Source organism: Devosia sp. ZW T5_3, from assembly GCF_044987315.1.
Taxonomy (GTDB): domain Bacteria; phylum Pseudomonadota; class Alphaproteobacteria; order Rhizobiales; family Devosiaceae; genus Devosia.
This window is the reverse complement of record NZ_JBJDRE010000007.1, coordinates 81,278-96,225: the sequence shown is the minus strand read 5'-3', so window position 1 is coordinate 96,225 and position 14,948 is coordinate 81,278. Positions and strand designations below refer to the sequence as shown.

The window sequence follows — 14,948 nt, the reverse complement described above, 5'->3', positions numbered from 1 at the left end:
CTTGTGATCGGGCGGCCCGGAGTTTCTGCGCTCCGGGCCGCGCTCTGTTCGAGGAGGAACGGTGATGACCGTATTGTCTGAAGCGGGTTCTGCCCTACCGCATGGCGGTAGCAAGGCGATCCGCCGCTCGCCCTATCCAGGCTGGTTTTTCCTGCCGGCCGCGCTGATCTATGGCGTGCTGTTCCTGGCGCCGACCTTCGCCTCGCTCTATTTCAGCCTCACCCGCTGGACGCTGTTCAATTCCACCTTCATCGGGCTGGACAATTTCGCGCAATTCTTCCGCGAGCCGTTCCTGGTGCAGGGCCTGGTCAATACCGTGCTCTATGCCGCCATAACCTCCGGCCTCAAGGTCGTGCTTGGCATGTTGCTGGCTTTGCTGCTGACCTCGGCCATTATGGGGCGCGGCTATCTGCGCTCGGTAGTGTTCTTCCCGGTCCTCGTCTCCACCGTTGGCGTCGGCATCACCTTCACCGTCCTGATGCATCCCACCCAGGGCATGATCAACGACGCTTTGGCCCTGTTCGGCATCAAGGGGCCGGGCTGGCTGGTCGATCCGCGGCTGGCTTTGTTCTCGGTGGCGCTGGTCGATGTGTGGAAGGGCGTGGGCCTCGCCACCGTCATCTACATTGCCGGCATCGTTGCCATTCCCAAGGATTACTACGAGGCTGCCCGCATCGATGGCGCCACCAAGTGGCAGAACTTCCTTTATGTGACGCTGCCGCTCAGCCGCCCCGCTACCGCCACCGTCATTATCCTCAGCTTCATCGGCGGCTTGCGCACCTTCGATCTGATCTGGGCCATGACCCGCGGCGGCCCCGGCTTTGCCTCCGACACCATCGCCTCGGTGATCTACAAGCAATACCAGGCCGGGTTCTATGGCCTCTCCACCGCCGGCAATGTCGTGCTCTTCGTGCTGATCGGCATCCTGGTCGTGCCGCTGACCATGTTCCTCAACCGCAAGCAGGGTCACGAATGAAATCCCGGCCATCGATCGTTCTCGGCATCATCGCCATCCTGGTCTCGGCGCTGGTCTTCCTCGTGCCCTTCGCCTTCATCATCCTGACCGCGTTCAAGAACAAACAGCAGGCCACCCTGCTCGATTTCTCTTGGCCCGATGGCTTCCACCTGTGGAGCAACATTGTCGAGGTGGTCACCACCCGCAATTGGATGCTGCTGACCGCCTTCATCAACTCCACCATTCTCACCGTCGCCAGCGTGACACTCCTCGTCGTCTTTGCCGCCATGGTCGGCTTCGTGCTGGCCCGCCGCAAGACGCGCTGGAATGGCCTGATCGAATTCCTCATCCTGGCCGGCCTGATGATCCCGCCCGCGGTGGTCCCCACCATCTGGCTCCTGCAGGGCGTGGGTCTCTTCGGCAAGCTGCATGGCCTGGTGCTGATCGAAGTGGCCTATGGCCTGCCCTTCTCGATCATCCTCTACCGCGCCTTCATCGCCACCATTCCACGCGAGCTGGATGAGGCGGCGATTATCGATGGCGCCCGTCCGTTCGATGTGTTCTTCCGCATCATCCTGCCGCTGCTCTGGCCGGTCACCGTCACCAATATCGTGGTGCAATCGGTGGGCGTGTTCAACGACTTCACCAACCCGCTCTATTACCTGCCGGGCAATGCCAATGCGACCGTGCAGCTGACGCTCTATAATTTCCAGAGCCAGTTCAACACCTCCTACAACCTGCTCTTCACCAATATTCTGCTCATCACCATCCCGCCGCTGCTGGTCTTCCTGTTCTTCAACCGGCACATCGTAGCGGGGATGACTGCTGGCGCCGTCAAAGGATAATCACCATGGCTGGACTGGAACTGAAATCGCTCCGCAAGAGCTATGGCGAGGTCGAGGTTATCAAGGGCGTCGATCTTGATGTCCAACACGGTGAATTCGTGGTCTTTGTCGGCCCCTCGGGCTGTGGCAAATCCACCCTGTTGCGCATGATAGCGGGCCTCGAAGAGATCACCGGCGGCGATCTCTTCATTGGCGACAAGCGCTGCAACGATGTCGAGCCGCGCGACCGCGGCATCGCCATGGTGTTCCAAAGCTACGCGCTCTATCCGCATATGACGGTCTACGACAATGTCGGCTTCGGCCTCAAACTGGCCAGGGCTCCCAAGGAGGTCCGCGACCAGAAGGTCCGCGAGGCCGCGCGCATCCTGCAGATGGAACACCTGCTCGATCGCAAGCCCAGCCAGCTCTCGGGTGGCCAGCGCCAGCGCGTCGCCATCGGCCGCGCCATTGTACGCCAGCCCGAAGTCTTCCTCTTCGATGAGCCCCTATCCAATCTCGACGCCGCCCTGCGTGTCGACATGCGCATGGAGCTGTCCAAGCTCCATCATGACCTCGGCGCCACCATGATCTATGTCACCCACGACCAGGTCGAGGCCATGACCTTGGCCGACAAGATCGTCGTGCTCAATGCCGGCGTTGTGCAACAGGTCGGCAGCCCGATCGAGCTCTACCAGCGCCCCGCCAATCTCTTCGTCGCCGGCTTCATCGGCTCGCCCAAGATGAATTTCGTCGAACTGACCGTCGAAGAACTGAGCACAGACACAGTCACCGTCTCCGGCAAGGATATCGGCCCTACCACCGTCCCCGCCGATCCCACCAGCCTCAAACCCGGCGACAATGTCACCCTGGGCATCCGCCCGCATGACCTCACCGACCAATCCTCGGGCAATCTGGTGGGTGAAGTGAGCTTGGTCGAACGGCTCGGCAACGAAACCAATGTCAGCCTGCGCCTGCCCTCCGGCGCCGCCTGGCTCGCCGTGCTCGATGGCGACCACGAACTGCGCATCGGCCAAAGCCTGCCGCTATCCTTTGCCCCCGACCGCGCCGTCATTTTCAACACATCGGGGATCGCCCTGCACCGGAAGTAGGGTCGGCGGAATGGGCCCGGAGCGGGTGAGAGGCGCTTGTGCCGAACGAAGCAGCACCCCCTGAGCGGCGTCCGGCCGGAGGGGTGCACCGGCTCAATCGTGCAGGCACTGGCATCTCAATGCATGTAGGCCTGCTTGTAGTTCAGCATCGCATTGACGATGGGCTGTCGCATCCAGCGGGGCAAGGTGCTGACCAGGAAGATCAGCCTTGTAAGGCGGGAGACCGGCACGCCGAGCTTGTTCCATTGCGCACGAAGGTGCCGCAACTGGTCTTCGCTCCCGTCCGGCTTTTTGAGTTCGGCGACCAGGCTGTGCCGAAGGGTCCGCGCGATATGTTCGTTGATATAGGGCCCCAGCAATTGCCGTGTTCTGGCGATCTCCCTGCGTTGCTCATCATCGAGCGGCTTTTCCGCAAGCTCGTCGAGAATGCCGATAATCTTGCTTTGCGCAATGTGCGTGGCATTGATGGCGTCATTATAGCCGCTCTCGAGGGCCGATGAGACCGATGTGCCGTGCAGTCGGATATTGCACAAGGCCTGCTTGTCGCAAATGACTGGTCCCAGCGTTGCCAATTGCACCCAGGCAAGCCGGTCGGCATGGCGTGCGGCGTAAAGGTCGGTGAAGCCGCCCAGCGCCTTGAGCTGTTCAGGCCGGAACATGAAACCCGTGAGGTTCACCCAAAAGGTCTCCGATTGCGGCCGGAAAAGATCGAGAATGAACCGGGTTGACGATGAGACCTCGGGGGATTCGGGATCGAGCTGGATTTGCTGGCCATGCAGGTCGATACGATTATTGCGTGATCGCAACAGGCTCGCCTGCGGATAGCGACGAGCATTTTCGATCAGGCGTTCGACGAATTGCGGCTCGAAAACGTCATCGTCGCACAGGATCACCATCCAGTCGCCCTTGGCCTGGCTCAGGAAATTGTTGAGCTTGGGCACAAATCCGAGCGCCGGCACGTTTTGCTGGTAGCGCAGGTTGGGCGATGCGTATGCTTCCACTATCGAGCGGATGTCGTCACCCGGAGTGTCGTCATTCACGAAAATCTCGACATTCGGATAAGTCTGCCGCAAGGCAGATTCCAGAGCGTGTCGGATAAAGCTCGTACGTTTGTAGGTTGGCAGGCAAATTGACACCAAGGGCATGCGCTCGGTGCCATGCGACATGTCCGCAAGCGGCCGGGAGGCGGCCGAACCGGCCTGGCTCGGTGCACCAAGCGTCGACGTCCGGCTTTGCATATTCCCCCCTTTTGCTTGCCCTGTCTCATAATAACGACGTGGTCTCAGCAAGTACAGTTCGAAAAGAACTGGAAAAAATGCATGATGACGCCGGTATTCGGTCGAATATCCTGGATTTCGTTGGGGCAACAACTTTCCAGCGAACTAATTTGTGCGAAGAAGTGGACCAGCAAAACGCTTTAGACCCGGAAACATCTCGCTGGCCTCCTGTACCACTTGGGCGCTGTGGCGCGGGAAAGCTAGGATCATCGTGGCCGTATAGGTCAAGGCTCCGGTCAGGACTGGGGCGGCCAAAGCCAGTATCGCGGGCAGATCATCCGGCAGTACGTGTCGTATCGCGATGGCAGCGGCCAGCATGACAAGCGAGCTGATAAAGGGCGGAGCATTGGCCAGCAGGATCGCCCGCGGGTCGATACCAACCTCTCGCTTCAACACATAGAGGATGCCAGCCAGACCGAGATAGATCCGGACCGCCAGAACAATGGAAATAACGACAGGACCATAGGGAGCAAAAATGGCGCAGGCGGCCACCATGATGATCGCGGAGCCGAGATTGAGCTTGAAGATCAGCGAGGTGCGGCCCAGTGCGTTGAGCAAGGGATGAAGAAGTATGCCGAGAATGCTAGGGGGAGCACTCACCGCAAGGGCGATCAGAACGAGGCCCGATGTCTGCCATTTCTGTCCGAAGAACAGGGGAACCAGTTGTTCAGCAACGACCGCCGTGCCGAAAAAGAGCGGGAAGCTGAATGTGCTGAAAAAGCCGGTCGTGCTGATATAGGCCTTGGCCAGCGACTCCCGATCGGGTAGGCGGGCGAAGCTCGACATCGCAGCGCTCAAAAGGGGAAAGGCTGTGAGCTGGTAGAGCGCTTCATAGGTTCTGATGCCCACGCCATAAATGGCAACGCTCAACGGTCCCTGCGCGATGCCCAAGGCCAACTCTGGAACGCGCTGGATGATGATCTTCAGCGTGCTGGCGCCCAGCAATCCAACGCCATGGACGATCTGCTCCGATGCATATTCCCGGGACCAGACCAGGCTCGGACGCCAATTCGAGGATAACCAGGTCACCACTGTGGTGACCACTGACGCCACCAGACGTTGGGCGACCAGCGCCCAGACGCCGTAGCCCGCATAGGCCGCCCAGACACCAACAACACCGGAGACCAGCGTACCCACCATGTAGCGGACGGCAAGTGCCCGATATCTGAAGTCCCGGCGAAACTTTGCCTCATGCACGAACCGGCTGCCGTCGACCAGGAAGCTGAGCGACAGTACCGCCAGCACGATGCCGCTGCCCGGCGCGAAGACCCGATCGATCAAGGGCGCCAGGACTAGCGCAAATAACAGGACCACAATGGCCGAGTTGGCCAGGCTGAGCCAGAATGCAACCGAAGCATAGCGTTCATCGAAGTCCTTGCGTCTCAGGATGAGTTCGCTCGTGCCCGCTTCGACGAACACGCGGCCGAACACGATGAAGGCCATGGCGAAAGCAACAACGCCGACGGCGTCGGCTTCAACCAGGTGCACCACCAGCGCGAAAACAATAAAGCTGATAAGACTGCTGGCCCCATTGCCTACGCTGGACCAGAAGGCACTCACAACGAACTGGCGCTTGAAGTTCATTCCACGCGCCTATTCTTTGAGGAACGATGCGATGTTGACCAAGATCAGCTTAGCTTACGTCCCGCCTGTAAGCATGATCAATAGTCGACGGCAAAAGAATTATTAGAATAATAGAGTATTTTTCCTGCTGCCCAAGTAATCTAAGTCTTAGCGCTGGCGGGGGCGCCCGCGCTTCCGAAACGTTGCTATGAATATCGTCATGCGGATCGCAGGGCCCAGGATTGCCACATGTTAGAAGATATCCGCCATCTGCCGGATGGGTCCACCGTCGAGTTCGATCTGTGCATCGTCGGCAGCGGACCGGTTGGCCTCTCGCTGGCACGTGAATTCATTGGTTCTCAGCTCCGGGTCTGCGTCTTGGAAAGCGGCGGCGTCGAACTTGATGCGCCGACGCAGTCTCTCGCCGCCGGAGAAAGTCAGGGCGATCGGTTCGTCAGTCTTTCACGCATGCGCCGGCGCCAGTTCGGCGGCCTGTCCAATGCCTGGAACGTACAAGTGGAGGATTATGCCCAGCATGGCGTGCGGCATGCCCCTTTCGAGGCCATCGACTTCGAAAAGCGCGACTGGCTGGTCCATAGCGGATGGCCTTTTTCGCGCGAGCATCTGGACCCTTTCTACCAGCGTGCATCCGATATTTGTGGCATCGGATCGCTCGACTATTCGGCCGATAGCTGGGAGGAGAGGCTTTCCCGGCGCCTGCCGTTTGCCGGCAGCGAACTTGAAACTACAATGTTCAAATTTGGTCCCAGCGCCCGATTTTTTGGTGATGGGCGCATGGCGCTCGAAGGGGCGTCGAACATTACGGTCTATCTCTATGCCAATGTTCTTGAGATTGAGGCCAGCCACAATGCCGGCGAAATAACGGGGCTGCGGGTGGCCGCATTGTCGGGTCAGCGCTATGCTGTCAAAGCCAGGCGCTATGTTCTTGCTACGGGCGCTATCGAGAACGCCCGACTGCTGCTGGCATCCAATCGTGTGCAGAAAGCCGGCCTTGGCAACGGCAAGGATCTGGTCGGCCGGTTTTTCATGGATCATCCCATCATCCGCACGGGTTTCCTGTACCCCTATGAGCAGAGTGCATTTTCCACCCACGCGCTCTATGACATGCGCTATCTCGACAAGCTGACCGTAATGGGCAGGCTGACCTTTGCCGAGGAAGCCCGGCGGCGCCAGCAGCTTCTTGGATTTGCCACGCTGCTTTTTCCGCGGACCCGCCGCCAGCAATCGCCTGCGCATGTAGCCGTACGCGAACTCCGCCAGGCCATGCGGGAGCGTCGGGTGCCGACCAATGCAGCCAGGCTTGTGGCCGACTTTGCCGGCAATCTCGATGACTTCGTGCTGGATTATTACAAGCATGCCGTCCGCCGGGATCATCTGTTTCCCAGCCTGAGCCGTGGCGGCTGGTCGAGCCAGGCGGGCAACGAGAAGCGCTACGACAAATTCGAACTCATCAGCCAGACCGAGCAATCTCCCAATCCGGACAATCGGATCACGCTCAGTCAGCGGCGGGACCCGCTCGGCTCAAATCAGCCTAAGCTCACCGTGCATTGGGCTGGCTCGGACAAGGACAGCATTCATCGTGCTCATGGGATCCTGGTGCGCCAGCTGGCGGCGGTGGGGTTGGGGCGGCTGGAGCTGGAGAATATCAACAACAGTGTCGGTCTCAGCCTGCACCATAATATGGGCACGACGCGTATGCACGAAGACCCGAGTCAGGGTGTGGTCGATCCCGATGGCAAAGTGCACGGCATTGCCAATCTCTATATTGCCGGTGGCTCGGTGTTCCCCACCGGCAGCTATGCCAACCCCACGCTGACCATGATTGCCCTGACGCTCCGCCTAGCCGATCATCTCAAGGCCACCGGGGCGCCGCTGACCCTCTAAAAAAGCACGCGCGCGGCGGGTGACTGCGCCTAGTCAGTTCTAAATGTGAACGATCCTGAGCAGCAATGACCGCCTGGGCACGTGTGTATCTTGATTGGGGTACACGGGGAGATCATCTCCACCATCCTCGACTGGTCTCCGGCGCGGTCGTCGAAATCGATTAGCCCCTGGTCAACGCCCGCTTTCGGCAGTGCAGCAGATGGTCCGAACGCCCGGAATGGCGTCGGAAGCTGGTCGCCGCGTTCTCGGGATCGGCTCAGGCTAGCGAGTTCATTGCGCGAAACAGCTATAGCCCATCCCTCTTTACCACCTGATCCCAATTTCTTGTGGCAACGACGGCGCCGTTTTCCGAAGCTGTGAGTTCGCCGCGAATATAGAAATTGGTCAGGTCCGAGTGCATTTCGGTCACCGTATCGACCTTGGTGCGCCAGCCATCGCGGCCCATTTCATAGCTCTGGATGAGCTTGTAATGGGAGCTGAGCGGGTCATTGTCGGCGATAGTCAGCTCGCGTTTGAGGCTATGGCTGAGTTCGGTGCCGATGTCGTCAAAGCGCAGAATGCCCTCGCCGAACAGGCCGCCAATGCCTTCGGTGACATAGGTGGTGGTGCCCGCAACGTGATCCTGGCTGGACCAGCGCTTGACGCTGCCCGGATCGAGCTGGGTGAGCGGGGTGGCCGGGCCATGCGCGGGCGGCGCGAAGCTGACAGCCCCGTCGCCTGTGTCACTGCGGGTGGGCAGATCGAGCCGGCTGGTGGCGGTGTCGATGGTGAGCGTTGCCGCTTCCGGCGATGGCCAGACCATGGGCCAATAGGCCGTGGCGATGGATACGCGGATGCGGTGGCCCGCGGGGAAGCGATAGCCGCAATCATTGAGTTTGACGGTGACATCATAGGCCCGGCCCGGCACCAATGGCGTCGGTTCGGCGTGGCTGTCCCGGTGGGTGAGGTTGAGCACCTGATAGCTGACCCGGATCACGCTGCCATCGGGCCGCACATCGGAGAGGCGCACCGAGACCTGTGCCACCGGCTTGTCTGAACTCAGCTTCAGCCGCAGTACCGGAGCGCCCAGCACTTCAATCGCATCGGCCAGAATAGGCGTGTCAAACACCAGCGCGCCGCCATCGTCGAGCCGCTGGTCGGTGGGGTGTTCACCCACGCATCCCGTGCCCATCCATTCGCCACCTGCTTTGCCATGGCTTTGCGGCGAGCAGATCGACAGCTGCCCGGCCGGAGCCGTGCCAGTGTGCAGGCCATGGTCAGCGCCCAGCTGGAAGCCGGTCGTGCCAATCTCAGGCGAAGGCCATTGCGCCTCCCCGACCCAGCGGCCGGGGGTGAAATTACGGGTGCCTTCAGGCGCGACGCTGTCCGAAATATAGGCGCGCAGATCGGGCTCGTTCATCACGCCGGTGTCGCGACCCTTGAGCCAATGGTCCCACCAACGCACGGCCTCTTGCAGGAACCCGATGGCCGGGCCCGGCACGCCGTCATGCGGATAGATATGGCCCCATGGCCCGATGATCGCCTTGCGCGGCGTCTTGAGCCCTTCGAGCAGACGCGGCACGGCATTGGTATAGCTGTCGGCCCAGGCGCCAATGGCCAGCACTGGCACTTCGATATCGGAAAAATCCTCGCAGACCGAGCCATGCTGCCAATAGGCGTCATAGCGCTGGTGTTCCAGCCACAGCGCGGGGAAGAAGGGCAGCTTTTGCAGCCGCTCCAGCCAGCTTGCCCGCCAGCTGTCGCCCACGATTTCGGGATCAAGCGGCCGCGACTGGTAGGCCAGCATGATCGTGCCCCACCACAGATTATCGTTGAGCAGCAAGCCGCCCATATAGTGGATGTCGTCGGTATAGCGATTGTCGGTCGAATAGGCGGTGATGATGGCCTTGAGCGCGGGCGGGCGGCGCGCGGCCACCTGCAGCCCGTTAAAGCCGCCCCAGCTCTTGCCCATCATGCCGACATTGCCGTCGCACCAGGGCTGTGCCGCGATCCAGGCAATCACTTCAAGCGCGTCGTCCTGTTCCTGGGCCAGATATTCGTCGGCCATGTGACCATCGGATTCGCCAGTGCCACGCATATCCACGCGAATGGCGGCATAGCCATTCTGGGCGAAATAGCCATGCATGGGTTCGTCGCGCCCGCGTGTGCCGTCGCGCTTGCGATAGGGGATATATTCGAGCACGGCCGGAACCTTGGCATCATCCTCCGGCAACCAGAGACGCGCGCCCAGGCGCGTGCCGTCGCTCATGGGGATCCAGATATGCTCTTGAATACGGATGGTCATGGATGGTCCAGAAAGTTCAGGCTTTTGCCAGCTGGCGCTTGGCCAGAATTGTGTCGAGCCAGTCCCGGCGGAGTTCCGGCACCGAGGTCACCAGCTCTTCGGTATAGGGATGGAAGGGCGGCTGGAAGATTTCAGCCGTCGGCCCCTGCTCGACGATCTTGCCGCGCTGCATCACCAGGGTCCGGTCGGCGAGCCGCCGCACCACGCCAAGATCGTGGGTGATGAAGAGGTAGGACAGCCCCAATTCGTCCTGTAGCCGCCGGAGCAGCCGCAAGATGTCCTCGGCCACCAGCGGATCGAGCGCGGAAGTGACCTCATCGCAGATGATCAGGTCCGGCTTGGCCGCCAGCGCGCGGGCAATGCAGACGCGCTGCTTCTGTCCACCCGACAGGGCGTCGGGAAGGCGTTCGGCGAAGTCCTGCGGCAGCCCGATCAGATCGAGCAGGCGCGCGACTTCCGCCTTGCGGGGGATTTCCTGCATGCCGAAATAGAATTCCATCGGTCTTCCGATGATCTCGCCCACGCTCTGGCGCGGATTGAGCGCCACGTCGGGCAGTTGATAGACCAGTTGAATGCGGCGCAGTTCCTCGCGTGTGCGGTTCTTGTAGGACCGCTCCAGCCGCCTGCCATCCAGGCTGATCATGCCCGAGGCATGGGGCGGCAGGCCCGCAATGGCGCGGGCCAGCGTGGATTTGCCGGAGCCGGATTCCCCCACCACGGCCAGCGTTTCCCCACGCCGCACCTGGCAGGAAATATCGTCCAGCACGGCCGTCTTGCCGTAATAGGCGCGAATATTGCTAACCTCGAGCAGGACTTCGCCGGCCTCGTGGCGCACCATCTCGCCGGCCAGATTGCCGTGCCGCTCAGCGACTAGGCTCTTGGTATAATCCTCGCGCGGGGCCTCAAGCACCTGCTCGGCCGTGCCTTCTTCCACCAGCTTGCCGTGGCGCAGCACCATGATGCGATTGGCAATCTGGGCGACCACGGCCAGATCGTGGGTGATGTAGAGCGCGGCAGTCTGATAGCGCTGGATCAGTTGGCGTAGCAGCGCCAGCACTTCGATCTGGGTGGTGACGTCCAGCGCGGTGGTCGGCTCGTCCAGCACCAGAATATCGGGGCGGCACGACATCGCCATGGCCACCATGGCGCGCTGCAATTGCCCGCCCGAGACCTGGTGCGGATAGCGCTCGCCAAATGTTTCGGGATTGGGCAGTTGCAGCGTCTTGAGCAGCTCGAGCTTCCAGGCTTCGGCCTCGGCCCGGCTCATACGGCCGTGATAGAGCGCGCCCTCGATGATCTGCTGGCCGATGCGAATGGCCGGGTTGAACGCCGCCGCCGCGCTTTGCGCGACATAGGCGATGCGGGCGCCGCGAATGGCCTCGCGGGTGCTGCGGGTGCCCTCCATTAGCGAGGTGCCGCCGATATCGATGCTGCCCCCCACTATTCTGCAGCCGCCCCGGCCATAGCCCATGGCGGCCAACCCGATGGTGGATTTACCCGCGCCCGATTCCCCGATCAGCCCCAGCACTTCGCCGGGCGCCAGATCGACATCGATGCCATCAACCAGGATGGCCCCATTGGGCGCCGCGACCTTGAGGCCGCGAATGGTCAGCACATTGTTCATCGGTCGGCTCCCTGGGTGGTGCCATGGCCCGACAGTAGCCAATCGACCACCAGGTTGACGCCAATGGTCAACAGCGCAATCGCGGCAGCCGGGAACAGCGGCGCATAAAGCCCATAAAGAATGGCCTGCTGGTTATCCTTGACCATCCCACCCCAATCGGCAAACGGCGGCTGGATGCCCAGGCCGAGGAAGGAGAGGCCCGCCACGAACAGGAAGGTGAAGCAGAAACGCATGCCGAATTCGGCAATCAGCGGCGGCAGCGCATTGGGCAGGATTTCCCGCGTGATCAGCCACCCGAGGCTTTCCCCGCGCAGCCGTGCGGTTTCGGCATATTCGAGCACGCTGATGCCCTGGGCAACGACGCGCGCCAGGCGGAACACGCGGGTGCTGTCGAGCAGCGCAATGGTGATGATCAGCACCGGCAGGGACGAGCCCAAAGCCTGCAACACCACCAGCGCCGAAATCAGCACCGGAATGCACATCACCGTGTCGACCACGCGCGACAGCACCGTATCGATCCAGCCGCCAAAAATGGCCGCGATAAAGCCCAGCGGAATGCCGATACAGAACGAAATCAGCGACGCCGCCAGCGACACGCCAATCGACATCTGCGCCCCGGCCAGCAGCCGCGAGAACAGGTCGCGCCCATTCTGGTCGAGCCCGAACCAATATTGCGCCGATGGCGGATCAAACGGCGAGCCGACGATTTGGTTCTGTCCATAAGGCGCCAGAGCGGGCCCGAGCAGGAAGACCAGCAGGTTTGCCGTAACGATAAACAGGCCCAGCCAGGCCGAGAAGGGAATAGCCTTGAGTGTGCGGGTCATCGTGGGTGCCTCAGACGCGGGTTGAGCGCGATCGCGGCGATATCGGCGATGCTGTTGAGAATGACATAGGCGGCGCCGAACACCATGGCAGCGGCCTGCACCAGCGGCAGATCGCGCTTGGCGACGGCATCGACCATAAAGCGCCCCAGCCCGTTATAATTGAAGATCGCCTCCACCAGCACGACGCCGGTGATGAGATAGGCAATGTTGAACGCCACCACATTGACGATAGGCGCCGCCGCATTGGGCAGCGCATGGCGCAGCACCACGCGCTTGGTGCGCAGGCCCTTGAGGAAAGCGGTTTCCACATAGGCCTGGTCCATCACCGACAGCACGGCGGTGCGCGTCATGCGCATCATCTGCGCCACCGTGACCAGCACCAGCGTCAGCGCCGGCAAGGTCGTGGCGCGCAGCCAATCGCCAAAGCTCATGCCGGCATAGGTATCGGCAAGGCTGGGCAACAGATTGAACTGCACGGAGAGGAAGAGGATCAGCAGCAGGCCCAGGAAATATTCGGGCAGCGAGACAAAACCGAGCGCCACGATATTGATGGTGCGATCAAACAATCCACCACGCTTGACCGCAGCGGCCAGCCCCAGCAGCACGGCCACTGGCACGCTGACAATGGCGGCATAGGCGGCCAGCGCCATCGTGTTGCCGAAGCGCGGCCAGAGCAGATCGGCGACAGGCTGGCGATTGGCCAGCGACATGCCGAGGTCCCCGGTGACAAAGCCGGAAAGCCAGGAGACATAGCGCTGCCATGCGGGCAGATCGAGGCCGAGATCCGTTCGGAGAGCAGCCAGGGATTCCGGCGTCGCATTCTGTCCGAGAATTGCGGAAGCAACGTCGCCCGGCAGGAGCTGGGTGCCCGCGAAAATCAACGCGGACACCAGCAGGAGCGTCAGGATCCCAAGCGTGAGACGCTTAAGGATGAGTGTGATCATTATGCTTCCAGCCAGACCTTTTCAGCCAGCCGCGCACCCATAAGATTGAACATGGGGTGGGAGGTTACGCCCTTGAGCTTGGTTGATACGGCGTCGAGATAATCGCCGAACATCGGGATCAGTGCGCCGCCATCATCGGATACCAGCTGCTGCAATTCGGCATAGATTTCCTTGCGCTTGGTCGGATCGAGCAGGGCGCGCGCCTCGGTCAGCTTGGTATCGAACGACTCGTTCTTCCAATGCGTGTCGTTCTGCGACGAGGTGGAGGAATAGGCAATGGTCAGCATCTGATCGGCAGTGGGGCGGCCACCCCAGTAACCCATCGAGAACGGCGCCTTCATCCACACATTGGACCAGTAGCCGTCGGCCGGCTCGCGCTTGATGGCGAGGTTAATGCCCGAGGCAGCAGCGCTGCCCTGGAAAATGGCCGCCGCGTCGACGGCGCCCGAGAACGCCGCGTCCGATGCCGACAGCTCGATGTCGAGCTTATCCATGCCGGCCTGCTTGAGGTAGAACTTGGATTTTTCCGGATCATAGGCGCGCTGCGGCAGGTCCATCGCGTAGAACGGGTCGGTGACCGGGATTGGATGGTCGTTGCCCAGCTGGCCATAGCCGCGCAGGGCGGTTGCCAGCAATTGCTCACGGTCGATCGCATATTTGATCGCCATGCGCACATTATTGTCGGCGTAGACGCCCTGGGTGCAATCCATCAGGAAGGTGAAGTGCTGGCCACCGGCCGACTGCACCACGGTCAGGTTAGGATTGCGCTTGAGCAGGTCGACGGTCTTGAAATCGAGCTGGTTGATGGCATGCACCTGCCCGCTCATCATCGCATTGGTGCGGGCGGCAATGTCGTTGATGACGATGACTTCCACTGCATCGACCCAGGCCGTATCGGGCTTCCAATAGCTTTCATTGCGGGTGAAGCGCGCACGCACGCCTGGATCATAGCTTTCCATCACGAAGGGGCCGGTGCCGATCGGCTTGGTCCAGTCGGTGAAGCCTTCCGGCACGACCAGGAAGTGGTAGTCCGACAGAATATAGGGCAGATCGGCATTGCCGCTTTCGAGCACGAACTTGATCTCGGTATCGGACACCTTGACCACATCGGCGAACTGGGCTGCCGTCGAGCGGGCGGCCGAAGTCGTATCGGCGCCGCGATGCAAGTTCAGCGAATAGAGGATGTCCTCGGCCGTCATGGTCTTGCCATTGTGGAAGGTCACGCCCTGGCGGATCGTGAAGGTCCATTCCTTGGCGTCGGCAGACGGCTCCCAGCTTTCAAACAACTCGGGGCGGACGCGATTGTCCTTGTCGATTTCGACCAGACCGTTGAACACCATATAGGCCTGGTTCACCGGCACCCAGTCATTGAGCACGCGAATATCGAAATTGTCGGTGGTCGAACCCCCGCCAATGCCCATCTTCAACACGCCCCCACGACGCGGTGCAGCTTCCTGGGCCATGGCCGATGGTACGATCAGCCCCGAGGCCAGAGTGGTCAGGCCCAGTCCGGCGGCGCCTGCCATGAACTGGCGGCGGCTCAAGTCGAACGAACGCGTCTGCTGCGACATATATTCACCTTGCTTGATTGATCAGCCGCGCCCCGTCAAAGGACGCGGGCTGGGGTTCCCGTGGCTGA

Annotated in this window: 11 protein-coding genes; 4 read left to right on the top strand and 7 right to left on the bottom strand. The window is 61.2% G+C overall.

Annotated features, from left to right (window positions below):
- Positions 1 to 64: 64 nt before the first annotated feature.
- Genes ACI3KW_RS10625 through ACI3KW_RS10615 form a run of 3 tightly spaced genes read left to right on the top strand, consistent with a single transcriptional unit; the run spans position 65 to position 2,888 of the window.
- Positions 65 to 976 carry a carbohydrate ABC transporter permease gene (locus ACI3KW_RS10625; protein WP_262169816.1) on the top strand — a complete coding sequence of 304 codons (912 nt, stop codon included), beginning with the start codon at positions 65 to 67 and terminating at the stop codon, positions 974 to 976.
- Positions 973 to 1,800, top strand: a complete 828-nt coding sequence (locus ACI3KW_RS10620) for a carbohydrate ABC transporter permease (protein WP_262169814.1) — start codon at positions 973 to 975, stop codon at positions 1,798 to 1,800. The genes ACI3KW_RS10625 and ACI3KW_RS10620 overlap by 4 nt, the downstream gene beginning before the upstream one ends.
- Positions 1,801 to 1,805: 5 nt before the next feature.
- The gene (locus ACI3KW_RS10615) at positions 1,806 to 2,888 is read left to right on the top strand and encodes an ABC transporter ATP-binding protein (RefSeq protein ID WP_404848041.1); all 1,083 of its coding nucleotides are present in this window, start codon (positions 1,806 to 1,808) and stop codon (positions 2,886 to 2,888) included.
- A 116-nt stretch (positions 2,889 to 3,004) separates the two neighbouring features.
- Here the strand turns inward: ACI3KW_RS10615 and ACI3KW_RS10610 are convergent, their stop codons facing one another.
- Positions 3,005 to 4,255, bottom strand: a complete 1,251-nt coding sequence (locus ACI3KW_RS10610; protein WP_404848040.1) for a glycosyltransferase family 2 protein — start codon at positions 4,253 to 4,255, stop codon at positions 3,005 to 3,007.
- 15 nt (positions 4,256 to 4,270) lie between these two features.
- Complete coding sequence (locus tag ACI3KW_RS10605; RefSeq protein WP_404848039.1) at positions 4,271 to 5,749, bottom strand: oligosaccharide flippase family protein; 1,479 nt, start codon at positions 5,747 to 5,749, stop codon at positions 4,271 to 4,273.
- Between the two features lie 228 nt (positions 5,750 to 5,977).
- On the opposite strand from ACI3KW_RS10605, the gene ACI3KW_RS10600 reads away from it, so the two are divergent.
- The gene (locus tag ACI3KW_RS10600) at positions 5,978 to 7,633 is read left to right on the top strand and encodes a GMC oxidoreductase (protein ID WP_404848038.1); all 1,656 of its coding nucleotides are present in this window, start codon (positions 5,978 to 5,980) and stop codon (positions 7,631 to 7,633) included.
- Between the two features lie 286 nt (positions 7,634 to 7,919).
- On the opposite strand, the gene ACI3KW_RS10595 is transcribed toward ACI3KW_RS10600, so the two are convergent.
- From ACI3KW_RS10595 to ACI3KW_RS10575, 5 genes are read right to left on the bottom strand one after another with little or no spacing between them, the layout of a single operon-like run.
- Positions 7,920 to 9,917 carry a CocE/NonD family hydrolase gene (locus ACI3KW_RS10595; RefSeq protein WP_404848037.1) on the bottom strand — a complete coding sequence of 666 codons (1,998 nt, stop codon included), beginning with the start codon at positions 9,915 to 9,917 and terminating at the stop codon, positions 7,920 to 7,922.
- 16 nt (positions 9,918 to 9,933) lie between these two features.
- Positions 9,934 to 11,541 carry an ABC transporter ATP-binding protein gene (locus tag ACI3KW_RS10590; protein WP_404848036.1) on the bottom strand — a complete coding sequence of 536 codons (1,608 nt, stop codon included), beginning with the start codon at positions 11,539 to 11,541 and terminating at the stop codon, positions 9,934 to 9,936.
- On the bottom strand, positions 11,538 to 12,365 hold the full coding sequence (locus tag ACI3KW_RS10585) for an ABC transporter permease (RefSeq protein ID WP_404848035.1): 828 nt from the start codon (positions 12,363 to 12,365) through the stop codon (positions 11,538 to 11,540). The genes ACI3KW_RS10590 and ACI3KW_RS10585 overlap by 4 nt, the downstream gene beginning before the upstream one ends.
- Positions 12,362 to 13,309, bottom strand: coding sequence for an ABC transporter permease (locus ACI3KW_RS10580; protein ID WP_262169801.1), 948 nt, complete (start codon positions 13,307 to 13,309; stop codon positions 12,362 to 12,364). Before ACI3KW_RS10580 ends, ACI3KW_RS10585 begins: the two co-directional genes overlap by 4 nt.
- Positions 13,309 to 14,880 carry an ABC transporter substrate-binding protein gene (locus tag ACI3KW_RS10575; RefSeq protein WP_404848034.1) on the bottom strand — a complete coding sequence of 524 codons (1,572 nt, stop codon included), beginning with the start codon at positions 14,878 to 14,880 and terminating at the stop codon, positions 13,309 to 13,311. Before ACI3KW_RS10575 ends, ACI3KW_RS10580 begins: the two co-directional genes overlap by 1 nt.
- Between the last annotated feature and the right edge of the window lie 68 nt (positions 14,881 to 14,948).

Bases quoted from the DNA above. Each gene is read 5' to 3' on its own strand.
- ACI3KW_RS10585 (WP_404848035.1), bottom strand. From the start codon at position 12,365: ATGACCCGCACACTCAAGGCTATTCCCTTCTCGGCCTGGCTGGGCCTG.
- ACI3KW_RS10605 (WP_404848039.1), bottom strand. From the start codon at position 5,749: ATGAACTTCAAGCGCCAGTTCGTTGTGAGTGCCTTCTGGTCCAGCGTA.
- ACI3KW_RS10595 (WP_404848037.1), bottom strand. From the start codon at position 9,917: ATGACCATCCGTATTCAAGAGCATATCTGGATCCCCATGAGCGACGGC.
- ACI3KW_RS10590 (WP_404848036.1), bottom strand. From the start codon at position 11,541: ATGAACAATGTGCTGACCATTCGCGGCCTCAAGGTCGCGGCGCCCAAT.
- ACI3KW_RS10580 (WP_262169801.1), bottom strand. From the start codon at position 13,309: ATGATCACACTCATCCTTAAGCGTCTCACGCTTGGGATCCTGACGCTC.
- ACI3KW_RS10615 (WP_404848041.1), top strand. From the start codon at position 1,806: ATGGCTGGACTGGAACTGAAATCGCTCCGCAAGAGCTATGGCGAGGTC.
- ACI3KW_RS10620 (WP_262169814.1), top strand. From the start codon at position 973: ATGAAATCCCGGCCATCGATCGTTCTCGGCATCATCGCCATCCTGGTC.
- ACI3KW_RS10625 (WP_262169816.1), top strand. From the start codon at position 65: ATGACCGTATTGTCTGAAGCGGGTTCTGCCCTACCGCATGGCGGTAGC.
- ACI3KW_RS10575 (WP_404848034.1), bottom strand. From the start codon at position 14,880: ATGTCGCAGCAGACGCGTTCGTTCGACTTGAGCCGCCGCCAGTTCATG.
- ACI3KW_RS10600 (WP_404848038.1), top strand. From the start codon at position 5,978: ATGTTAGAAGATATCCGCCATCTGCCGGATGGGTCCACCGTCGAGTTC.